Below are 21,136 nucleotides of genomic sequence, written 5' to 3'. Positions count from 1 at the left end.
GGCGCATGGCGTTCCAGTTTGCACACATGGAGAACTTCAGTCGCAAGGGTGATCGCAAGGGGCGGTCCACCAGCTTTGTGTTCTCCGAGGCTCGTCGCGATCCTGCCGCCTCCGTCCATGTTCGGGACCCTCGTCCACCTGTAGTCGTCTTTGGAATCGGACTTGATGAGATCGAGCGCTTGCACGACGAGCGCGCCGCCCAGGCGAAGACGACGCCGCGGGGCGGGAAAGAGCGAGCAGTGCGGAAAGATCAGCATACGCTCTGCACGATCGTCGTCAGCCACCCCTTCACGCCGGAGGAAGTTCGGGCCGATCCCGCCAAGCGACAGGCGGTGGAGGCTTGGGAGCGCCGTAACGTTCTATGGCTCAAGGCGCAGTTCGGAGACGGTCTGACGTCCGTAATACGGCATGAGGATGAATCGAGGTGGCACCTACATGCCTATGCCCTTCCGGGCGGCAAGGACATGAAGGCGTCAAGGTTCCATCCTGGGCAACAGGCGAAGGCTGCAGTCATGGCGGAGGGCCCTCGTCCAGGCGAGGACGATAAAGCCCTTAACCGCCGCGGTGATGCAGCCTATCGGGCCGCAATGAGCAAGTGGCAGGACAGCTATTTTCATGCGGTCGCCGCACCTTCGGGATTGACCCGCCTCGGTCCTCGCCGCCGTCGTCTCCGGCGCGACGAATGGCAAGCTGAGCAGAAACAGGCGCAGGCCCTGAAGGTGACAATGGAGCGGGCGCAAGCTGTCCAGTCAGAGGGCCGTGAGTTTGTCACTCAAGCGAAGGCAGCCGCTTCGGCGGAGACCGCAAAGGCCGTCCAAATGAAGGCATCTGCTGATCGCGCCGCAGAGAGGGCCAGCCGTGAACGGGAACGGGCCGAGAAAGCGTCAGCCGTAGCCGTCAAGGCACGTCAAGCGGCGGAGGAGTCTCAGCGATCGGCAGAGCGTACGAAAGGCTTTGGCGGGCTTCTGCGCTCGTTTTTCGACGGTCTGCTGATTTCGAAAGTGCGTGAGGCTGTTGCAAGCGAGTTCCGTGGGCGAATTGACCGGGCGCAGCGGCTCCTGGATGGCGCTCGTGGTGAAATCCAAGCCGAGAAGGATCGCCGCCGCGACGCTGAGCGAAAGGCTGAGGCATCGGCGGCATCAGTGCGTGCTCTCGCCGCCCAGCGAAATGACGCTTGGATGGAAGTGAATGAACTCCGGGGCAGGCTTGCTCGGTATGAGCCAGAGTTGAAACAGGGAAGGGAGTACAGGCCGAGATGAAAGCGAAATCAAATGAAAGACCGCGCCATTGCGGGCACAGGATAGCAATGAGGATGAAGCGGGCGCGTCAAGCCCATCGCGAAATGTCGCCGAAAGGTGCCACCGCCCAACTTCTCGCCATCTTCGCCGCTCTCGTTGGTTCGATGCCGTTGATGCCTTTACAGCGGGTGACGTCGGGTTCTGGGTCGGGAGAGCCGCAGGGGCGCGCTCCTGCCCCCCTGCCTCCAAAGGAAATCTACATGTCCGGAGACGACGCCATGGTTTTCATCCGCAGGCATAAGCCCATGCGGGAATCTACGAGGTTGACGGCGGCGAAGGCCGCGCTGATGCGGGATGTTCCGGAGGCGGCGGACTGGATCAAGAATGCATTCGATTTCGGGGAGTGGTCAGACCTATTGCGTTGTGACGTTCCCGGCAATCTGCCCGCGACGTCGCGGGCGATGAAGGCTCGCGCTGAGGCGTGGCGGCTGGATCGAACGTCATCACCGCCGGTGCTGGAAAATGCAAATGACCGCCGTCGTTAGTCGGCGGTCAACATTTCTTCGCATTTGCAGGCCCGTACAACGCTTTTGCGCGGGTCGGATGATGTTGGATGCCTTCGGAAACGCTCGTTCCGGCGCGGGCCTCAAAGGCGGTCGAAGGCACGCAATCCGTCTCGCTCGATCTCGATTTTCAGGGTGAGTGCGGCTCCCGGGAGTCGCGAGCGCCGCAGCAATTGCTTGGTACCGTTGTCAGTTAACTTGTAGACCGACGCCAGATAGAAAAGGGGCTGACCATTGGTGCCGCTGCTGGTTGCCTCCTCGATGAGAACTGTAAACGTCAGCGCCCTAATTTTTGTCGTCGTCAATTTCATGGGAAACCTCATAAACGAATGATTTCATGAGGTTATTTTTACAATTTTGGTTGAAAGAGCCCAGGGGAACCCGGACTTAGGACGCGGGCTTCCTTAATTCGTTTCGTAAACTCTTAATCAGTGCAGGAGGTCACCGGAGCGGGAGGGCGGTCAATGGGAATTTCTGGGAATGGTGCGGGCGCAGGCGGAGCCGAGCCACGGTCCCAGATAATTCCCATTGACGGTCCGAAGCGACCAAACAATACCGACCCCAGGAGCAGGACGGAAGGGAAACGAGGCCACAGGCCGCCCTTCTGCCCTGCTCCGGACTAGGCCCTCGCCAATGAGAGCGGGGGAGCCAAGCCGACAGGCGCGGCAGGGGGCTGCGCCCCCGTGAGCGTCACTTGGCATCGCCTTGAATGATCGTCATGCTTCACGGTAGCGATGGGTAGTATGCAACACAAGTTGTTGATGGTCGGCCCGCCCGGATCGGGAAAGTCGATGCTGGCCGCGCGTCTGCCCTCGATCCTGCCGCCGCTCAATCCGGCCGAACTGCTCGAAGTCTCGATGATCCATTCGATCGCCGGGCAGCTACCGGGCGGCAAGCTCTCGGACCGGCGGCCGTTCCGCACACCGCACCATTCCGCGACCATGGCCGCCATGGTTGGCGGCGGCTTGCGCGCCAAGCCCGGCGAGGCGTCGCTGGCGCACAATGGCGTCCTCTTCCTCGACGAGTTCCCGGAATTCACGCCGCAGGTTCTCGACGCGCTGCGCCAGCCGCTCGAAACCGCCGAATGCATCATCGCCCGCGCCAACCACCGCGTCAGCTACCCCGCCGCAATCCAGCTCGTCGCCGCCATGAACCCCTGCCGCTGCGGCATGGCGGGTGAACCCGGCCGCACCTGCGCCCGCGGGCCGCGCTGCATGGCCGACTATCAGGCGCGCATTTCTGGTCCGCTGATGGACCGCATCGATATCCGCATCGACGTGCCGGCCGTCAGCGCCGCCGATCTCCTCAAGCCTGCGGCTGCCGAGAGCAGCGAGGTCGTTGCCCGTCGCGTTGCTCGCGCCCGTGCCATGCAGATCGACCGGTTTGCCGTCCTCGGCCACGCGGACCTGACCAGCAACGCCCGCGCGTCGACCTCGCTGATCGAGAAGATCGCAGCACCCGACGCGGCGGGGCTGCAGCTTCTCAGGGACGCTGCCGAAAAGATGAAATTCTCCGCCCGCGGCTACCATCGTGTGCTGAAGGTTGCACGCACGCTCGCCGATCTCGATGGCGCAGTAACCGTCGGTCGCATCCATCTCGCCGAGGCGATTTCCTATCGCATTGCCGGTGAGCGGCTACAGGCGGCGGCATAGCGATCGCCCTCACTGCGGCAATCCGATCCATGTTTCCTGTTTTGAGGTTCCGACACCATGTCCTCCCCTAGGCATAGCCGTTGCTCGAAACGCTTGGCTGGGCTGATCAGTCTTGTAATGTGCGGGTCTTTCCCGGGGCAGCGGCGCGCTTGCCGATCTCGAATTCTCGACGTTGCGGATGAGCTGTATGTCACCGCCGCCGCAAACTCCGTACGATCATCCTGAAATGATTGGCCGACAGGGGGTGAACCGGATGACGGATGCATCAAACGACAGAAGAACCGATCGCGCCGAACGGCTGATCAAGGCGTCGCCGTCGGCGGTCTATGCCGCGCTGATCGATCCCGCTGCGGTGGCGGTATGGTTACCGCCCGAAGGCATGAAGGGGCAGGTGCATGCCTTTGAGCCCCATGTCGGCGGCGTCTTCCGCATGAAACTGATCTACGAGGCGCCGGACGACAGGACGCAGGGCAAAAGTTCGGAGGATGCCGACATCGTTTCCGGCCGCTTCGTCGCGTTGGAGCCGGATCGGTGCGTGGTGCAGGAGACCGAGTTTCAATCCGACGATCCGGCCTTTGCCGGGACGATGCGGATCACTTGGGCGCTGGAGCCGGTGGCAGATGGCACCCGCGTGAGCGTCACCTGCGAAAACGTGCCGGATGGTATTTCCAGAGTAGATCACGACGCCGGCCTGCGCTCGACACTCGCAAATCTTGCAAGCTTCATGGAGCAAGCTGGCTGAAGCGGAACGCGAATCAACGGCAAAACAAAAGGGCGCCCGTGGCGCCCTTTCCAATTGGAAGTGATGTCAGCCAATCAGCCGCCCAGCCCTTCGAACAGCACCGTCGAGAGGTAGCGTTCGGCAAAGGACGGGATGATGACGACGATGGTCTTGCCGGCGTTTTCGTCGCGCTGGCCGACTTCGATCGCCGCCGTCAGCGCCGCGCCTGCGGAAATGCCGACCGGCACGCCTTCGAGCTTCGCGACAAGGCGGGCGGCCTCGATCGCCTCGGCGCTGTTGACCGTAACGATCTCGTCATAGATCGAGGTGTCGAGGATCGCCGGCGCGAAGCCTGCGCCGATGCCCTGAATCTTGTGCGGGCCGGGCGCGCCGCCGGACAAAACCGGGGATTCTTCAGGCTCCACGGCGATCACCTTGATCGAGGGTTTGCGCGCCTTCAGCACCTGGCCGGCGCCGGTGATGGTGCCGCCGGTGCCGATGCCGGAGACGAAAATGTCGACGGCGCCGTCGGTGTCGTTCCAGATTTCCTCGGCCGTGGTCTTGCGGTGGATTTCCGGGTTGGCCGGGTTTTCGAACTGCTGCGGAATGATCGCGTCCGGCAGCGTTTCGACCAGTTCCTGCGCCTTGGCGATCGCGCCCTTCATGCCCTTGGCGCCTTCGGTCAGTACCAGCTCGGCGCCGAGCAGCGCCAGCATCTTGCGCCGCTCGACCGACATGGTCTCCGGCATCGTCAGGATCAGCTTGTAGCCCTTGGCAGCCGCGACGAAGGCGAGCGCGATGCCGGTGTTGCCCGAGGTCGGTTCGACGAGCGTCGTACGGCCGGGCGTAATCTTGCCCTGCGCTTCCAGGCTCTCGATCATCGCTACGCCGATACGGTCCTTCACCGACGCGATCGGGTTGAAGAACTCGAGCTTGGCGAGCAGGTTCGCCTTGACGCCCTTTTCCTTGGCAAGCTTGTCGAGGCGCACGATCGGGGTATCGCCGATCGTTTCCGTGATCGAGGAATAGACGCGGCCGCGGCCGGGCTTGCGTGTGTCGGACATGGGTTTCTCCCTTGGGCGTGAATTGTCGAGCTATGAGAATAGGAACAATGCCCGCGCGTTTCCAGAACGGCAAACGCAGTCCAGCGATCTGCCGGAGGAAAAAGCACCGGCGAAGTCGTTGTTCGGGAAAAGTTTTTTCAGTTGGCGCGGACGGCGATATAGGCCGCCGTTCCTGCCAGCACGCTGGCCGCAACGCGGTTCAGCGCCTTGAGCGCCTTCGGTTGCTTGAGCAGCAGGCGCGCACGTGCCGCGAGCAGCATGTAGGGCGTAAGCACCGCCAGGAGCACCAGGAAGGTTGCCGTGAGGAGCAGGCCGTAGTCGCGGGGACCGATCGCCTCGATGTCGATCAGCGTCGGCACCAGCGCCACGTAAAACAGCATCGTCTTCGGGTTGCCGAGCGTGACCAGCAGGCCCGACAGGAAGGACATGGCCGCACTCGTCGACGGCTTTGCCTTGATGTCCTCCGGCAGCAGACCCGGGCTCCAGAGCTTCCAGGCGATGTAGCCGAGATAGAGAACACCGGCGAACTTCACGACCAGGAAGGCGGTCGTGAAGGTCTGGGCGATCAGCGCCAGCCCGAGAATGACGGCCGTCAGGTAGATCATGTCGCCGAGCACGATGCCGAGGCCCATGAAGAAGGTCTCGCGGAAACCGGAGCCCAGCGCGTGGGCGACCAGCGCGGTGACGCCGGGACCGGGGATGGCCGCGGCGATGAAGAGCGCGCCGCTATAGGCGATGAGAGCCACGAGCGTCATGAACGATCCTTCCGGTGATGATGCAGCCTTTTAGCGTAATCCGCTAAAGAAGGGAACGTCGAGAACGACAGCGCCTGCCGCTTGCTGCCCGAATGCTCAGCCGATTTAGCGATACTGCAGCCATTGGAGGTGTTATCGTCGCCTATGCGCGCTTGAGGGGTGGTGCAGTGGTTGCTCGGCGACAAATATTGACCCGGTGACAAGTCAGTCATTGTCTGGCGGCGCCCGGTGCGTAGAGCTTGCGGTGGAAGATAAGCGGGAGACGTTTCCATGCCCGAACTGAAAGACATGATCGGCTTTGCGCTTTTGGCCCTCGGCATGGTGCTGACGCCGGGACCGAACATGATTTACCTGATCTCGCGCTCGATCAGCCAGGGACCTGCTGCCGGGTTGATTTCGCTCGGCGGCGTTGCGCTCGGTTTCGTCGTCTACATGGTCTCGGCGGCACTCGGCATCACCGCGCTGCTGATTGCCGTGCCCTTCGCCTATGACGCGCTGCGGTTCGCGGGGGCTGCCTATCTCCTCTATCTCGCCTGGCAGGCGATAAAGCCCGGCGGCCGCTCGCCGTTTCAGGTTCGCCATCTGCCGAAGGACGGGCCGAAGAAGCTGTTCGTGATGGGCTTCCTGACGAGTTTGCTCAATCCCAAGGTGGCGATCCTCTATCTCTCGCTCTTGCCGCAATTCATCCGGCCGGAGCTCGGCAACGTGCTCGGCCAGTCCCTAGTCTTTGGCTCGATCCAGATCGTCACCAGCGTCACCGTCAATGCGCTGATCGCGCTTGCCGCAGGCGGCATCTCGGCTTTCCTCGCCGGACGGCCGCTGTTCATGGTCGTGCAGCGCTGGGCGATGGGCACGGCGCTGTTCGGTTTTGCGCTGAGCATGGCGGCGGAAGCGCGGCGTTAATCCGCGCTCGCCTCGCCCCTGGCGCTATTCGAAGACCGGACGCATGAAGCTGCGCTCGTAGCTCAAGATGCAACGCGTCTTTTCGGCGTAGGCGAAGGCTTCCTGGCACTCCGGATCTGCGGCCATTTCCTGGCGATAGATTTCATAGGCCGTAAGGCTTGGAAAGCTGAAGAGCGCCAGCGCGATGTTGTTCGCCCCTTCATGTGGCATGAAATAGCCGTGATGCGTGCCGCCGAGACGGTTGACGAGCGGAATCCAGAGCTTGGCGTAGTGCTCGAACTCGGCCGTCTTGTAGGGATCGATGACGTATTTCAGGTAGCAGGTGATCATGCGGTTCTCCCTTCGCGCTTCCGCTTGATAGAAGAGGGCAGGCGAAGTTTCCAGCCGAGATTCATGCCGGCGGCGGCAATGAGGATGGCGATGGAGCCGAGGATCTGGACCGGTTGCAACTGGTGGCCAAAGGCGATCCGGTCGACGACGATGGCGGCGATCGGATAGATGAAGGAAAGCGCCCCGGTCATGTGCGTCGGCAGCCGCTGGATCGCGCCGTAGAGCAGCACATACATCAGGCCCGTGTGGATGACGCCGACGGAAACGAGGATCGACCATTGCGCCGCTCCTGACGGGGCAGGGGCGGCCAGCGCCATCGGCGCCAGCATCAAGGTGCCGGTGATCACCTGGATCAGCGCGATCAGGTGCGGCGGCGTCCCCTTGAGCAGCTTCGTCGTTATGGCGGCGATCGCGTAGAAGAAGGCGGCGCCGATCGAAAGCGCGATGCCGATCAGGTAGCTTTCGGGCGCGAAGCCTTGGCCGGGTTTGGCTGCGATGATCGCCAGCATGCCGACGAAGGAGACCGAGAGCCAGAAGATCTTGGTGGCGGTGATCTTCTCGCCGAGGAAGAGCGCGCCGAGCCCGAGCAGCATGAAGGGCTGCGTGTTGTAGACCATGGTCGCGATCGAGATCGAGGAATGGGAATAGGCGGCGAAAAGCAACAGCCAGTTGACGACGATCGCGATGCCGCCAACGACCGAGAGCAAAAGCATCCGGCGGCTGAAGTGCCGGCGGTCGATAAGCCCGAGCGCCCAGGCGATGACAACGAGCGTCGCCGCCCCGAAGACGCAGCGCCAGAACACGACGCTCGTCACCGGCTGCCCCGACATCAGCACGAACCAGCCGATGGTGCCGGAGATCAGCATCGCTGCCGTCATCTCGATGCTGCCGCGCTTGAGTTCGGAATTCATGATTGCTGCTCCCATGTTGCTGGCCGCAGAATAACCGGTGCCTGTGGTCTTTCCCATGGCTCAACGAAGGCAGTTGTGCTAGATTGCCTAATTATCGAAGTTCGGTTTGGTGTTGTGACTTAGGGTGCCGTGATGCTGGACGAGATTGACCGACGAATCCTCGACATTCTGGCCGCCAATGCCCGGGTGTCGCTGAAGGAACTGGCGCAGGAGGCTGGCCTGTCTTCGCCGAGTGCGGCCGATCGGCTGCGCAAGCTGGAAGAGCGCGGCGTGCTCGATGGCTTCACCATCGCTCTGAACCCGATGAAACTCGGCTATCCTCTGCAGGCGGTCATCCGTGTCCGGCCGATGCCGGGCATGCTGCACATCGTCGAGCGGCTGATCCAAGACACGCCCGAAATCGTCGAATGCGACAAGGTTACCGGCGACGACTGCTTCATCGCCAAGCTCTTCGTGCGCGACATGGCGCAACTGGACACGATCCTCGACCGGATCGCCGAGAAGGCGCAGACCAACACCTCGATCGTCAAGTCGACGCCCGTCAAGCGCCGCCTGCCGCCGCTGCTTTAGAAGCAATTCCAGGAAAAGTGTGAAGCGGTTTTCCGTCCGGAAGTGCGGATCAGACCCCGGTCGAGCCGAAGCCGCCGGCGCCGCGCGTCGTTTCGCTGGCGTTGTCGGTCTCGCACACGGCAACCTGGGTCACCGGCGCGATCACCATCTGGGCGATGCGCATGTCGCGCTCGATGATGAAATCCTCGTCGCCGAGATTGACGAGCAGCACCTTCACCTCACCGCGATAGTCGCTGTCGATCGTTCCGGGTGTGTTGAGGCAGGTAATGCCGTTCTTGAAGGCAAGGCCGGAGCGCGGGCGGATCTGCGCCTCGTAGCCTGCCGGCACCTCGAAGACGAAGCCGGTCGGCACCAGCGCGCGCTTGCCGGGCATCAGCATCAGCGGACGATCGCCGGGCACGGCCGCGCGCAAATCCATGCCGGCGGCACCTGCCGTCTCGTAGGCCGGCAGCTCCAGGCCTTCGCCATGCGGCAGGCGAACGAGGTTGAGGGTCGGGCGGGTTTCGGAAGTGTGCGTGCTCATGCCCGCATAAGCCGGGCGGCGGGCGCCTCGGTCAATTGCATAATCGGGGCCGAGCCTGTAAAGGACGCGGCAACTCACAGGATTTTACGACATGGCTGAAACTCTCGCCGAGGCGGTCTCCCGCCGCCGCACATTTGCGATTATCGCCCACCCGGACGCCGGTAAGACCACGCTCACTGAAAAGTTGCTGCTGTTCGGCGGTGCGATCCAGCTCGCCGGTGAAGTCAAGGCCAAGAAGGATCGCATCCAGACCCGTTCGGACTGGATGAAGATCGAGCGCGAGCGCGGCATCTCGGTCGTCACCTCGGTGATGACCTTCGAGTATGGCGGCAACGTCTTCAACATCCTCGACACGCCCGGTCACGAAGACTTCGCCGACGACACCTACCGCACGCTGACGGCGGTGGATGCGGCCGTCATGGTCATCGACGCCGCCAAGGGTATCGAGCCGCGCACGCTGAAGCTCTTCGAAGTCTGCCGCATGCGCGACATCCCGATCATCACCTTCGTCAACAAGATGGACCGCGAGAGCCGCGATCCCTTCGAGATCCTGGACGAGGTCGAGGAGAAGCTGGCGCTCGACTGCGCGCCGGTCACCTGGCCGATCGGCCGCTCGAAGACCTTCTGCGGCTCCTACAATCTCGCCGACAACACGGTGCGCGGTTCGGACACGCAGGAAATCCCGACCAAGGTCAACGGTCCGGAGATGGCCTCCCACCGCCTGCCGGAAAACGAGCGCGACGCCTTCACCGAAGAGTTGATGCTGGCGATCGAGGCCTGCAAGCCGTTCGACAAGAAGGCTTTCCTCGAAGGCCATCTGACGCCGGTGTTCTTCGGCTCGGCGCTGCGCAACTTCGGTGTGCGCGATCTCATCAACGCGCTCGGCGACATCGCGCCGCCGCCGCGCGACCAGGTCGCCGATATCCGCACGGTGCATGCGACCGACGACAAGATGACGGCCTTCGTCTTCAAGATCCAGGCCAACATGGACCCCAACCACCGCGACCGCATCGCCTTTGCCCGTGTCTGCTCCGGCAAGCTCGAACGCGGCATGAAGGCGCGCCTGTCGCGCACCGGCAAGCAGCTTGGACTCAGCGCCCCGCAGTTCTTCTTCGCCTCGCAGCGCCAGCTCGCCGACACCGCCTATGCCGGCGACGTCGTCGGCATCCCCAACCACGGAACGCTCCGTATCGGCGACACGCTGACCGAGGGCGAGCCGCTGGTGTTTCAGGGCGTGCCGAACTTCTCGCCGGAAATCCTGCGCCGCGTGCGGCTCGAGGATGCGATGAAGGCGAAGAAGCTGAAGGAAGCGCTGCAGCAGATGGCGGAAGAGGGCGTCGTGCAGCTCTTCTCGCCGGAAGACGGCTCGCCGGCGATCGTCGGCGTCGTCGGTGCGCTGCAGCTCGACGTGTTGAAGGAGCGCCTCAGCGCCGAATACGGCCTGCCGGTTTCCTTCGAAATGTCGCGCTTCTCGGTCTGCCGTTGGATTTCGTCCGATCAGCCTGCCGAGCTCGACAAGTTCGTGACCGCACGTCGCGGCGACATCGCCCGCGATCTCGACGGCGACCCGGTGTTCCTGGCGCAGGACAGCTTCTCGCTGCGCTACGAGGCGGAGCGTTATCCGGCGATCAAGATGGTCGCGATCAAGGAATATCACGTCGCCAAGGCGGCGTGATCAGCTGATCATACCGGCCGGTGCAAAGGCATCGGCCGGTCTCTCGGCGCCGGAGCGCCGTATCTGAACGAAATCCCTAAACCGAAAAATCGAAACGCGGCGACGAACGATCGAGCATGGTTATGTTCGGGCGAGCGCCCAAGGTGCTTTCGAGCGCTTGCGAAAGCGCTGCCATCAGCCGCTCGATATCCGCGCGCGCCGTTTCGTGCAGCGCTTCGGCCACGATCAGCGCGCGCGTCGTCTGTGGCCTTATGGCTGAGAGGCCGCTCTGCCTGTTGGTCCAGCGCCGGGCATGCGCCTGTCCTTTGGCGTCAGCGAAAATCACTTCGCCGGTTTCCGGGTTCTCGATCTCTCCTGCGAATGTCAGGTAGGTCTCGTCGCCGATCGCTCGACGGACATGGAGGTAGTCGGCAACCTGCGCGAGATCGAACACCGCGATCGGAATGGCGAAGGCGAGCGAGGCGGCGTTGCAGAGATCGATCAGCGGGTGGATCGCCGGCAGGCTGCCTTCTTTCCGGAAGCGCCGAAGCAAGGCTTCGGCGGCCGAGCGGTATTGCGTCGGCTTCAATCCCATCCTGGCAAAGGTTCGGCGCCAGGCCTGGATCTCGGGCAGGTCGCTTTCCGAAGCCGTTTCGAGGCGATCATTCGCGATCGCCTGGAACTGGTGAGCATGGTCCTCAACCGAAACGTCACCGTTTATGCCGTCGATGAAAAGCGCTCCGGCGCTGAGCTCCGGGAAATCGCGCCAGATGTCGTCTGCGTGTTGGAAGTGCATGGAAGGCCTCGAATCGGATGGGTTCATTCTGGTTCAAGCCTCTGCGGCGGGAAGGGCGCGTGCTGTCCTTCGGCCGGCAAGGATCTGAGGCAAGGTCAGGCCGAGGACGGCGGCAAGAACGCAGCCGATCCCAAGCAACTGGTGGACGCCGACCGGCTCGCCGAGCAGAAGGAAGGCAAAGAGCACGGCCGAGACCGGCGCCAGCGCGGTGAAGACGGAAGCCTCGGTGCCGCTCACCCTTGCGGAACCGGCATACCAGAGCACGAACCCGGCCACCGTCGGGATGAGCGCGTAGTAGAGCACCGCAACGATCGCGCTCCTGTCGATCTGTTCAGCCGAAGGTGTCTCGAAGAGGGCGGGCACGAGAGCGACGGCAAAGCCGAGGACGGCCATCAGCGTCGAAAGTGCGAGCGGCGAGATCTCAGTCTTCACGCGTTTGTTGAGAAGGATGAACAGGCCTTCGCAGATGACGGCGCCGAAGATGAGGGCGATGCCGAGCGCCGAATGGACGCCGCCTTCGCTGGGCTTGAAGACGATCGTCAGCACGCCGACTGCGGCAAGTACGATCGCCGCAAGCACCCTGCGGTCCGGGCGCTCGCTGAGAACGACGATGGCGATTGCCGCGGAAACGACCGGCAGCGTGCCGATCACCACGCCGGCATCGGTTGCAGACGTCAGGCGCAGGCCGGAGATCAGCAAGGTCGTGTAGCCGACGCTACCGGCGCCCGCCTGGGCAGTGAGGAGCAGCCAGTCGCGGACCTTGAGTTTTGGCCATGATGTCCTGGTGAACCACATCAACAGCAGGAAGAGCGGGAAGGCGACGGCAAAGCGCAGGGCTGTTGCGGTGAAGGGCGCAAGGCCGACGGCAATGACCTTGCTGGCGATCACGGTGCTGCCGACAAGGATCATCGCCAGCGACAGATAGAGATAGCCCTGAAATTTTCCCGACATGTCCGTTCTCCATTGCGATGCCGCGCGTCGTCGATGCGCAGGTGAGCAATGCGCCAGAGGAAAGGGCGGGTCTTGAACGGAATTGCAGGCGTTACTTTTTGGCCTCGGCATAGGCGCCGGGCGAAAGACCGTACTTGCGGACGAAGACACGGGTCATGTGGCTCTGGTCGGCGAAACCGGCGGCAAATGCTGCCTCCGCCAGCGGCATGCCTCCGCCGATCAGGCGGCGGGCGAGATCGATGCGGCGCTGGACGATATAGGCATGCGGCGTGAGCCCGACGGCCCCGGCGAAGTGGCGCACCAGTTGGAAACGGCTGAGTCCTGTCTCGGCGGCGAGGTCGGCAAGCGTGATCGCGACCGTCGGATCGTCGTCGATCATCGTCTTGGCGGCGGTGACCGTGGCCGGTCTTTCCATGGGCCGGTGGCCGCCGGTGGCGAGAACGCTCGCAAGCAGCAACAGAAGCCGCTCGTCGTGCCGGATGGCGTCACCCTGCGCCATCGGGGCGGTGATTGCCGCAAACAGTGATCGGAACTGATCGGCCACCGCCCGGTCGTGGAAGGCGGGGGCGGTGAACTCGCCGGAATGCGCGCGGCCCTGGCTGATATCCTCGGCGGCGGCGGCAATGACGGAGGGATCGAAATAGAGCATGCGCCAGGCACGCCCGGCGTCGCCGATCGGCATGCCGTCGTGTACCTCGCCGGGGTTGACGGTGATCATGTCGCCGGCGCCGGCCTCCACCATGCCGCGGCCGCTGAGCGACTTTTGCGCGCCCTCATAGATGAGCCCGATGCCGAACTGGTCGTGCGTGTGGCGGGCGAACGACTGGCGCGTTTCGGCCTCGACCGCGTCTATGCCCGCGGCGGCACTGCGCAGCATCCTGATGTGACCCTTTGCCATTCCGCGCGCCGGCTCCGTTCTTTTGCCTGTCTTGTACACCGCGGCGCCACATCCGGCCATCGCATTGACGCCGTGTCTGGCCGATATCGGCGGTCCTTCGAAACTTTCATCTTTCCGGCGTTGCAATCACTGGCCGCATCCTTACGTTGCGATGCCAGGCGGAGAGACAATAGGAGATGGTCGAAATGCTGGATCTGCGTGTTCACTTCCTCGAAGCGGACGGATCTCTGGCGCCGTGGCGCGAACGGATACGGGAGGCGGTGCGTGAAACCGCCGAGCGTGTCGGCGCGTCGGTTTCCGCCTCTGACAGCGCCGCTCCCATCGATGTCCTCGTCGAGTATCGTGCGGGCGAGACGATCCCCGAACTCGGCATTGGAGGCGCCTGCTACCGCAGGGCGCTGGTCTTCTTCACGGTCGATCCCGGCAACGAGAACTTCGAGGCGAGCCTTGCAGCGGGAGAGGTGCGGAAATTGCTGACGCACGAGCTGCATCACTCCTTCCGCCACGCGACCTGCGGCTATGGCTCCAAGCTCGGTGAAGCTCTGGTCACCGAGGGGTTGGCCGATGCCTTCGATGCCGAGATCAACGGCGGCGACGGCCATGCGTGGAACCACGCCATCGCAGCGGCCGATTGGGCCGCGGTGCTGGAAAGTGCCGAACGGCAGCTCTGGGCCGAGACCTACGATCATGCGGGCTGGTTCTTTGGCACCGATCGTTCTCTGCCGCGCTGGGCCGGCTACACGATCGGCTATCATCTGGTGAAGACCTATCTTGCGGCAAACCCGGATGCGCGCCCGTCGCAGATGACGGCGACACCGGCATCTGTCGTGATCGGCGAAGCGTGGGCGCCGCTGAAGGATCGTCTGCTCGCCGCCGCATGATGCCCCGGTCGCGCTGGTCTACGCGTGGGGCGCTTCGTCACGCTCGCGCCCCGGCAATTTCCTGACATGACCGATCCACGGGAGCGCCGAGGAACACCAGATCTGCGACCGCGGCCTCAGTTCCCGGCGCTGGTTGATCGTACCCACCCGTATCCCGACCTCGAGGGCATCCTCGTCGGTGCCGGTCGTATAGATCGGCGAGCCGCAGTTCGGGCAGAAGAACTGCAGGCGCTGCCGCCCGTTTGCGCCGATCTTCACATAGAGCTTCGGTTCGCCGCCGGTCAGGCGAAAGTTCTCGCGCGCCGTACCGGCCGTGACGCGATAGGCGGTTCCGGTCAGCTGCTGGCAATCGGTGCAATGGCAGATCCCCACGTCGGCCGGATCGATCTCCGCCTCGTAGGTGACGAAGCCGCAATGGCATTGTCCGTCGATTTGCATCAAGGCCTCCCTGAAAGCAGGGAAGCTAGGGCGGAACGGGCAAAAGTGTATGCCGCTCTCACCCGCCCCGAAGCCTCAGGGAGCGAACGGGATAAGGGGTGCAGCACCTCGCCGTGTCCCGCGATACATGGACGACGAGCGGCGGAGCACGACCGCTTGGTTCGTTACCGCCTACACGCCGGTGAACAGCCACTCGTGTTCGCGGGCGTTGTGGAACTTCCAGATGCGCTTCGGCCCGGCCATGACGTTGAGATAGTAGACGTCGTAGCCGTGCACGGCGGCAACCGGGTGATAGCCCCTCGGCACCAGCGTCACGTCGCCGTCCTCGACCGCCATGGTCTCGTCCAGCGAGCGGTCGTCGGTATAGACGCGCTGCATCGCGAAACCCTGCGGCGGGTTCAGCCGATGGTAATAGGTCTCTTCCAGATAGCTTTCGGCCGGCAGGTCGTCCTGATCGTGCTTGTGCGGCGGATAGGAGGAGGTATGGCCGCCGGGCGTGATCACCTCGACGACGAGCAGCGACTGGGCCGAACCGTCGTCTTCCGGCATGATGTTGGTGACGTAGCGGGTATTGGTGCCCTTGCCGCGGGTCATCTGCTTGTGCGTGCCCGGCGCGATCACCTTCGCCTTGAAGCCGTCGCCGCCCGGCGCCGAGCAGATGGCAAGATCGAGATCGGAGGTCGCCGTTGCCTGCCAGCGGCTGCCTTTCGGCACGTAGACGGCATAGGGCTGGCCCTCGAAGGGGGTCATGCGCTCTCCGAGCTCGCCGAGGCTTTCGCCGTCGACCGCGACCTTCGCCTTGCCGGAAACCAGCACCAGGCAGATTTCCTTGTCGCCGGTCTCGCCCTCGGTCGTCTCGCCCGCTTTCAGCCGTTCCAGCGCGAAGCCGACATAGGTCCAGCCGGCGCTCTCCGGCGTCACGTTTTGCATAAGGCCCGATTTGGCCTTCGGTTTGACGAGCAGCTTGGACATGTCGATCTCCCTGATTCTTTGCTACGGGCAGGCCGAACTTATGGCTTGCCCCTCTCCTCGGGTTTAACCGAGGACTAACCCTCTCCCCGCTTACGGGGAGAGGGGATTTTCGGAGTTTGCTTCGCGCTCCCCACCTCTACGTCGCGAGGGGCCGGAGGGCGCGCGGCATATCCCTTCTCCCCGCCAGCGGGGAGAAGGTGGCGGCAGCCGGATGAGGGGCACTCACTCCAAGTCCGGCGACCGAAAGTCTGGGCTTACTTGTCGAGCCCGGCTTCCTTGGCGAAGGCCTTCAGCGACTTCAGGCCGAGCGACTGGTATTCGAACGGGTTGCGCACGGCCGAATCCTGTTCCGCCTCGATGACCAGCCAGCCGGAATAGTTGTGTTCGGCGGCGATCTTCAGCACGGGCAGGAAGTCGACGCCTCCCTCGCTGTCGCCGGGAACCGTGAAGACACCACGGCGCACGCCTTCGAGGAAGGAGAGGCCTTCGCCCTCGACCACCTTGCGGACAGCGGGACGCACGTTCTTGCAATGGATGTGGCGCACACGATGCATGTATTTCTTGGCGACCTCAGCCGGATCGGAACCGCCGAACCAAGCGTGACCGGTATCAAGCAAAAGTTTGGTCGCCGGGCCGGTGTTCTGCATCAGGAGGTCGATCTCCTCGCCCGTCTGGACGATCGTGCCCATGTGGTGATGGTAGACGAGATCGATGCCCTGGTCGGCGCAATACTGAGCGATCGCTTCGAGGTCGGCGCCGAACTTCTTCCACTGGTCGGCCGGCAGCACCGGCTTGTCGCTGGCAACCGACTTGCCGTCGTCGCCATGGATGGCGTTCGAGGTTTCGCAGACGATCGCCACCTTGCAGCCATTGTGCTTCAGGAGGTCGAGATGCGGCTGGATCGCCTTCTTCTCGGCCTCGACGTCATGGGTGAGCAGGTTGGTCGAGTGCCAGCCGGAAACGAAGACGAGATCGTAGGAGCCGAGCTTCTGCTTCAGCGCCTCCGGGTCGGATGGCATCTTGTGGCCCTTCTCGATGCCGTCGAAGCCGATCTTCTGGCAATCGGAGAGGCAGTCCTCGAGCGTCAGATGCGCGCCGATCGAATGATCGTCGTCGTTGCTCCAGGCGATCGGGTTGGTTCCGTAGCGGATCATTGTCTGTCGTTTCCTATAGCATTGTCCGCGCAGGCGGATCGTTCGTGTTGTCTGGTTGGCGCGGAAGGAGAGGACAATGGCCCCTCATCCGGCTGCCGCCACCTTCTCCCCGCAGGCGGGGAGAAGGGATATGTCGCGCCCCTTCGTATCCTCTCTTAGGCGTCGCGAAACGGACACGCCGGGCTCTTCGATGTCCCCTCTCCCCGCATGCGGGGAGAGGGTTAGGGTGAGGGGCATAAAGCAGAATGACGCCCGCGCGAAAACGCGGGCGCCGAAAGGGCAATCTTAGCCGAAGCGCTGGGCGGTGAGGGCCTTCTCGTAGCCCTGGCGCGCGTCGTTCACTTGGCTACGCTCTGAAACCTCCGGCACCGCCACGTCCCACCAGTGGCCGCCCGCCTCCGTCGTGATCAGCGGATCGGTGTCGATGACGATGACGGTCGTGCGCGTCTCGCTCGCGGTCTCCTTGAGCGCCGCTTCAAGCTCGGAGATCGAGCCGACCTTGCGGGTGACGGCGCCCATGGCACCGGCATGGGCCGCGAAGTCGATCTGCGGCAGTTCGACGTGGTGCGTGTCCTTCAAGAGATTGTTGAAGTTGGCGCCGCCGGTGCCCATCTGCAGCCGGTTGATGCAGCCGTAGCCGGCATTGTCGAGCAGCACGATGGTGAACTTGGCGCCGAGCATGATCGAGGAGGCGATCTCCGAGTTCAGCATCATGTAGCTGCCGTCGCCGACCATGACGATCACGTCGCTCTCGGGCTTGGCGAGCTTGACGCCAAGACCGCCGGCGACTTCGTAACCCATGGTCGAGAAGCCGTATTCCATGTGATAGCCGCCTGGCTCTTCCGCCTGCCAGAGCTTGTGCAACTCACCGGGCAGACCGCCGGCGGCGCAGACGAGCGTCGTGTTCTTGCCGCCGCGGGCGCGCTGTACTGCGCCGATCACCTGGGCGTCCGAGGGAAGGGCTGCATTGGTCGTCGCCGTCGCCTTGTCGGCAGCGGCCAGCCATTCGGCCTTGCCGGTCTTGGCCTTGGCGGTCCAGCTCGGATCGGCCTTGTAGCCGCCGAGGCCGCCGGAGATGCGGTTAAGACCGGCTCGGGCGTCGGCGATCAGCGGCAGGCCGTTATGCTTGCCGGCATCGAAGGGCTGGACGTTGAGGCCGATGATCTTCAGGCCGTCGTTCTTGAACAGCGCCCAGGAGCCGGTGGTGAAGTCCTGCAAGCGCGAGCCGACGGCGAGAACGACGTCGGCATCCTCGGCGAGCGCGTTGGAGGCAGAGGTGCCGGTCACGCCGACCGAGCCCATGTTGAGCGTATGCGAATGCGGCAGCGCCGACTTGCCGGCCTGGGTCTCGACGACGGGAATGCCGTGGCGCTCGGCGAAATCAGCGAGCTCCTTGCTCGCTTCCGAATAGAGCACGCCGCCGCCGGCGATGATGATCGGTTTCTTTGCTGCTTTGAGCGCCGCGATCGCCGTTGCCAGTTCGTCGAGATCGGGTTCGATGCGGCGCGGCACCCAGACCTTCTCGTCGAAGAAGTTTTCCGGATAGTCATAGGCTTCCGCCTGCACATCCTGGCAGAGCGACAGCGTCACCGGGCCGCAATCGGCGGGATCGGTCAGCACCTGCATGGCGCGCCGCAGCGCCGGGACGATCTGTTCGGGACGGGTGATACGGTCAAAGTAGCGCGACACCGGGCGGAAGCAGTCGTTCGCCGAGATCGTGCCGTCGCCGAAGCTTTCGACCTGCTGCAGCACCGGATCGGGCCGGCGGTTGGCGAAAACATCGCCGGGCAGGAACAGGACCGGTAGGCGGTTGACATGGGCGAGTGCCGCCGAGGTCACCATGTTGAGCGCGCCCGGGCCGATCGAGGTGGTGCAGGCCATGAAGCGGCGGCGGAAGCTCGCCTTGGCAAAGGCGATCGCCGCATTCGCCATGCCCTGCTCGTTCTGGGCGCGATAGGTCGGCAGCGTCTCCTTGATCGCATGCAGCGCCTCGCCGACGCCGGCGACGTTGCCGTGGCCGAAGATGGCAAAGACGCCGCCGAAGATCGGCACCTTCTTGCCATCGATGACGGTCATCTGGCGGGTCAGGAACCGCGCCACGGCCTGGGCCATGGTCAGGCGCACGGTCTTCTGGCTCATAATCTGTTTCCTCCTCGTGGGCGAAATCGTCCCGTTCCACCCTGTCTGCTGCATGGTCAACGATTGCGTCGATCCTATGCCGCCTTTGTTTCACCCAGTTGCAGCCAGAGATCGACCAGGGCCTTGAACTTTCCGGCCATGTCGGCGATCGCCTGGTCGTCCGTCATCGTGCCGCCGAGCCAGGCCCGTCCGGCGTCGGCGAAGATCGTGCGGCCGACGGCGAAGCCCTTGACGGTCTTCGAGGTGCGGGCGGCCGCAAAGCCGTCCTTGAGCTGCTCATAGGGCGCTTCGAGGCCGAGCAGCACCACGCCACGGCAGAGCGGATCGCGCGCCTCAATGACGGCGTCGATCGCTGCCCAGGCGCTGCGGCTTGCCTGCGGCTCGAGCTTCCACCAGTCCGGCTTGAGGCCTGCATCGTAGAGCTCGTTGAGCGCGCGCGGAATGGTCTGGTCGTCGAGCTTGCCATGCTTGCCCGCGATGATCTCGATCAGGATTTCGCGACCGACCTTGCGTGCCGCCTCGAAGGCCGAGCGGAGCTTTGCCACCTGCTGGGCTTTCAGCTCGGCCGGGTCGTCCGGGTGGTAGAAGGAGAGCACCTTGATGCAATGGTCGACCGGCCAGTCGATCAGGCGGCTGCCGAGATCCTGGCTGAATTCGAACTGCAACGGGCGCGAGCCGGGCAACTCGATCGGCTTGCCGATCCAGAAGTCGCGATAGGCACCGGTGGCATAGAGCGCATCACGGCCATATTTGTCGTCGATCAGCATGCCGAAGCCGGAGCGTCCCGCCGCGACCTGCGCTGCGGCCTTGACCGCCAGAACCTTGAAGGCGGGAATGCGGGCAAGCAGTGCCGGATCGCCGGCGGCGATGTCTTCGAGTTGGCTGCGGTGGTCGATCGCCAGCGCCATCAGAAGCGGAATGTCGCGGCGGCGGGTGGTCGCCCAGTGGACGTGGTTGATCGCCTCGTCCTTGCGCAGCGCCCGTTCCTTGCTGCCGTTTTCGAGGAAGAACTTGAGCTCCGTCCAGGTCGGGATTTCAGGCGCGCAGAGCAGGCGGGAGACGGCGAAGGCGCCACAGGCGTTGGCCCAGGTGGCCGATGTCGCGTGCGGCTCGTCCTTGAGCCAGCCCCGCAGGAACCCGGACATGAAGGCGTCGCCGGCGCCGAGCACGTTGTAGACCTCGATCGGGAAACCCTTGCCGACGATGCCGTCTTCGAGATCGTCGGTGATCGGGCCGTCATAGACGATGCAGCCCATCGGTCCGCGCTTGAGCACGATCGTCGCCCTGGATAGCGAGCGGATGGTTTTCAGTGCCTGCAGCAGGTCGCTCTCGCCCGACGCGATCAGCACTTCCTCTTCCGTGCCGACGATCAGGTCGCAATCGGCAAGGACGGTCTTCAGGTGCGCCGAGACGCGATCCGACGCGATATAGCGGCTTTCGCCGGCGTCATGGCCGGCCAGGCCCCAGAGGTTCGGGCGGTAGTCGATATCGAAGACGATCTTGGCGCCGCTCTCCTTGGCGATGCGGATCGCCTTGCGCTGGGCGGCATCGGTGTTCGGCTTGGAGAAATGGGTGCCGGAAACGAGGATCGCCCGGGCGGAACGGATGAACTCCTCCGAGACGTCGTCTTCGCAAAGCGCGTTGTCGGCGCAGTTGTCGCGATAGAAGAGCAGCGGGAAGGACTTGTCGTTTTCGACCGCGAGGATCGCAAGCGCCGTCAGGCGCTCCGGATCGGTGACGATGCCGCGAGTCTCGACGCCTTCCCGGGTGAGCTGTTCGCGGATGAAGCGGCCCATCTGCTCGTCGCCGACGCGGGTGAGCAGGGCCGACTTGAGCCCGAGCCGCGCGGTGCCGACGGAAATGTTGCAGGGGCAGCCGCCGACCGACTTGGCAAAACTCGAAACGTCTTCAAGCCGCGTGCCGATCTGCTGGCCATAGAGATCGACCGAGGCCCGGCCGATGGTGATCAGGTCGAGCGGCTTTGCTCCCTGTGCCGAAACGTTCTGGCTCACTGCTTCCTCCC

21 protein-coding genes and 1 pseudogene are annotated in these 21,136 nt (G+C 63.8%); 8 read left to right on the top strand and 14 right to left on the bottom strand.

What is annotated here, in order from left to right; all coding sequences use genetic code 11:
* Nucleotides 1-5: 5 nt before the first annotated feature.
* Together XB14_RS16565 and XB14_RS32690 are read left to right on the top strand one after the other, a co-directional pair.
* Complete coding sequence (locus XB14_RS16565; protein ID WP_077962662.1) at nucleotides 6-1,259, top strand: hypothetical protein; 1,254 nt, start codon at nucleotides 6-8, stop codon at nucleotides 1,257-1,259.
* Nucleotides 1,260-1,498: 239 nt separating this feature from the next.
* Complete coding sequence (locus XB14_RS32690) at nucleotides 1,499-1,783, top strand: hypothetical protein (RefSeq protein WP_143348403.1); 285 nt, start codon at nucleotides 1,499-1,501, stop codon at nucleotides 1,781-1,783.
* 101 nt (nucleotides 1,784-1,884) lie between these two features.
* On the opposite strand, the gene XB14_RS16555 is transcribed toward XB14_RS32690, so the two are convergent.
* On the bottom strand, nucleotides 1,885-2,112 hold the full coding sequence (locus XB14_RS16555; protein WP_143348402.1) for a hypothetical protein: 228 nt from the start codon (nucleotides 2,110-2,112) through the stop codon (nucleotides 1,885-1,887).
* Nucleotides 2,113-2,550: 438 nt separating this feature from the next.
* Between XB14_RS16555 and XB14_RS16550 the strand changes: the two are divergent.
* Nucleotides 2,551-3,453 (top strand): annotated as a pseudogene (locus XB14_RS16550) (YifB family Mg chelatase-like AAA ATPase); the annotation flags it as partial.
* Between the two features lie 187 nt (nucleotides 3,454-3,640).
* Nucleotides 3,641-4,195 (top strand): SRPBCC family protein, encoded by a 555-nt coding sequence (locus XB14_RS16545; RefSeq protein ID WP_234804059.1) that lies wholly within the window; start codon nucleotides 3,641-3,643, stop codon nucleotides 4,193-4,195.
* A 74-nt stretch (nucleotides 4,196-4,269) separates the two neighbouring features.
* Here XB14_RS16545 and cysK read toward each other — a convergent pair whose 3' ends face one another.
* Nucleotides 4,270-5,238, bottom strand: a complete 969-nt coding sequence (gene cysK, locus XB14_RS16540) for a cysteine synthase A (RefSeq protein WP_077962658.1) — start codon at nucleotides 5,236-5,238, stop codon at nucleotides 4,270-4,272.
* A gap of 137 nt (nucleotides 5,239-5,375) precedes the next feature.
* Nucleotides 5,376-5,993, bottom strand: a complete 618-nt coding sequence (locus XB14_RS16535) for a LysE family translocator (protein ID WP_077962657.1) — start codon at nucleotides 5,991-5,993, stop codon at nucleotides 5,376-5,378.
* Between the two features lie 270 nt (nucleotides 5,994-6,263).
* On the opposite strand from XB14_RS16535, the gene XB14_RS16530 reads away from it, so the two are divergent.
* On the top strand, nucleotides 6,264-6,896 hold the full coding sequence (locus XB14_RS16530; protein WP_077962656.1) for a LysE family translocator: 633 nt from the start codon (nucleotides 6,264-6,266) through the stop codon (nucleotides 6,894-6,896).
* A gap of 24 nt (nucleotides 6,897-6,920) precedes the next feature.
* On the opposite strand, the gene XB14_RS16525 is transcribed toward XB14_RS16530, so the two are convergent.
* Together XB14_RS16525 and XB14_RS16520 are read right to left on the bottom strand one after the other, a co-directional pair.
* A complete protein-coding gene (locus tag XB14_RS16525) occupies nucleotides 6,921-7,226 on the bottom strand; it encodes an NIPSNAP family protein (RefSeq protein ID WP_077962655.1) in 306 nt (101 codons plus the stop codon).
* Complete coding sequence (locus XB14_RS16520) at nucleotides 7,223-8,137, bottom strand: DMT family transporter (RefSeq protein WP_077962654.1); 915 nt, start codon at nucleotides 8,135-8,137, stop codon at nucleotides 7,223-7,225. The genes XB14_RS16525 and XB14_RS16520 overlap by 4 nt, the downstream gene beginning before the upstream one ends.
* 132 nt (nucleotides 8,138-8,269) lie before the next feature.
* On the opposite strand from XB14_RS16520, the gene XB14_RS16515 reads away from it, so the two are divergent.
* Nucleotides 8,270-8,707, top strand: coding sequence for an Lrp/AsnC family transcriptional regulator (locus XB14_RS16515; protein ID WP_077962653.1), 438 nt, complete (start codon nucleotides 8,270-8,272; stop codon nucleotides 8,705-8,707).
* Nucleotides 8,708-8,756: 49 nt separating this feature from the next.
* On the opposite strand, the gene dut is transcribed toward XB14_RS16515, so the two are convergent.
* Nucleotides 8,757-9,230: a dUTP diphosphatase gene (dut, locus tag XB14_RS16510; protein ID WP_077962652.1), complete on the bottom strand. Its 474-nt coding sequence runs from the start codon at nucleotides 9,228-9,230 to the stop codon at nucleotides 8,757-8,759.
* A 91-nt stretch (nucleotides 9,231-9,321) separates the two neighbouring features.
* Here dut and XB14_RS16505 point away from each other — a divergent pair, with 91 nt between their 5' ends.
* Nucleotides 9,322-10,905 carry a peptide chain release factor 3 gene (locus tag XB14_RS16505; protein WP_034797554.1) on the top strand — a complete coding sequence of 528 codons (1,584 nt, stop codon included), beginning with the start codon at nucleotides 9,322-9,324 and terminating at the stop codon, nucleotides 10,903-10,905.
* A gap of 76 nt (nucleotides 10,906-10,981) precedes the next feature.
* Here the strand turns inward: XB14_RS16505 and XB14_RS16500 are convergent, their stop codons facing one another.
* The 3 genes from XB14_RS16500 to XB14_RS16490 all read right to left on the bottom strand — a co-directional run bounded on the left by XB14_RS16500 (nucleotide 10,982) and on the right by XB14_RS16490 (nucleotide 13,529).
* Nucleotides 10,982-11,680 carry a B3/4 domain-containing protein gene (locus XB14_RS16500; RefSeq protein WP_077962651.1) on the bottom strand — a complete coding sequence of 233 codons (699 nt, stop codon included), beginning with the start codon at nucleotides 11,678-11,680 and terminating at the stop codon, nucleotides 10,982-10,984.
* 33 nt (nucleotides 11,681-11,713) lie between these two features.
* Complete coding sequence (locus XB14_RS16495) at nucleotides 11,714-12,631, bottom strand: DMT family transporter (protein ID WP_077962650.1); 918 nt, start codon at nucleotides 12,629-12,631, stop codon at nucleotides 11,714-11,716.
* Nucleotides 12,632-12,722: 91 nt separating this feature from the next.
* Nucleotides 12,723-13,529, bottom strand: a complete 807-nt coding sequence (locus XB14_RS16490) for an AraC family transcriptional regulator (RefSeq protein ID WP_077962649.1) — start codon at nucleotides 13,527-13,529, stop codon at nucleotides 12,723-12,725.
* 185 nt (nucleotides 13,530-13,714) lie between these two features.
* Between XB14_RS16490 and XB14_RS16485 the strand changes: the two genes are divergently transcribed.
* Nucleotides 13,715-14,410, top strand: coding sequence for a DUF2268 domain-containing putative Zn-dependent protease (locus tag XB14_RS16485; RefSeq protein ID WP_179119601.1), 696 nt, complete (start codon nucleotides 13,715-13,717; stop codon nucleotides 14,408-14,410).
* A gap of 18 nt (nucleotides 14,411-14,428) precedes the next feature.
* Here the strand turns inward: XB14_RS16485 and XB14_RS16480 are convergent, their stop codons facing one another.
* From XB14_RS16480 to XB14_RS16460, 5 genes are all read right to left on the bottom strand, one after another.
* The gene (locus XB14_RS16480) at nucleotides 14,429-14,848 is read right to left on the bottom strand and encodes a GFA family protein (protein WP_077962647.1); all 420 of its coding nucleotides are present in this window, start codon (nucleotides 14,846-14,848) and stop codon (nucleotides 14,429-14,431) included.
* Nucleotides 14,849-15,019: 171 nt separating this feature from the next.
* A complete protein-coding gene (gene iolB, locus XB14_RS16475) occupies nucleotides 15,020-15,820 on the bottom strand; it encodes a 5-deoxy-glucuronate isomerase (protein WP_077962646.1) in 801 nt (266 codons plus the stop codon).
* 254 nt (nucleotides 15,821-16,074) lie between these two features.
* Nucleotides 16,075-16,974, bottom strand: coding sequence for a myo-inosose-2 dehydratase (gene iolE, locus XB14_RS16470; RefSeq protein ID WP_077962645.1), 900 nt, complete (start codon nucleotides 16,972-16,974; stop codon nucleotides 16,075-16,077).
* Nucleotides 16,975-17,259: 285 nt separating this feature from the next.
* Nucleotides 17,260-19,113: a 3D-(3,5/4)-trihydroxycyclohexane-1,2-dione acylhydrolase (decyclizing) gene (gene iolD, locus XB14_RS16465; RefSeq protein ID WP_077962644.1), complete on the bottom strand. Its 1,854-nt coding sequence runs from the start codon at nucleotides 19,111-19,113 to the stop codon at nucleotides 17,260-17,262.
* A 74-nt stretch (nucleotides 19,114-19,187) separates the two neighbouring features.
* The gene (locus XB14_RS16460; RefSeq protein WP_077962643.1) at nucleotides 19,188-21,125 is read right to left on the bottom strand and encodes a bifunctional 5-dehydro-2-deoxygluconokinase/5-dehydro-2-deoxyphosphogluconate aldolase; all 1,938 of its coding nucleotides are present in this window, start codon (nucleotides 21,123-21,125) and stop codon (nucleotides 19,188-19,190) included.
* Nucleotides 21,126-21,136: the final 11 nt, after the last annotated feature.

Source organism: Ensifer adhaerens (assembly GCF_002007205.1).
Lineage (GTDB): Bacteria > Pseudomonadota > Alphaproteobacteria > Rhizobiales > Rhizobiaceae > Ensifer > Ensifer adhaerens_D.
The sequence above is the reverse complement of the archived record's forward strand: the minus strand, read 5'-3'. Positions and strand labels throughout refer to the sequence as shown.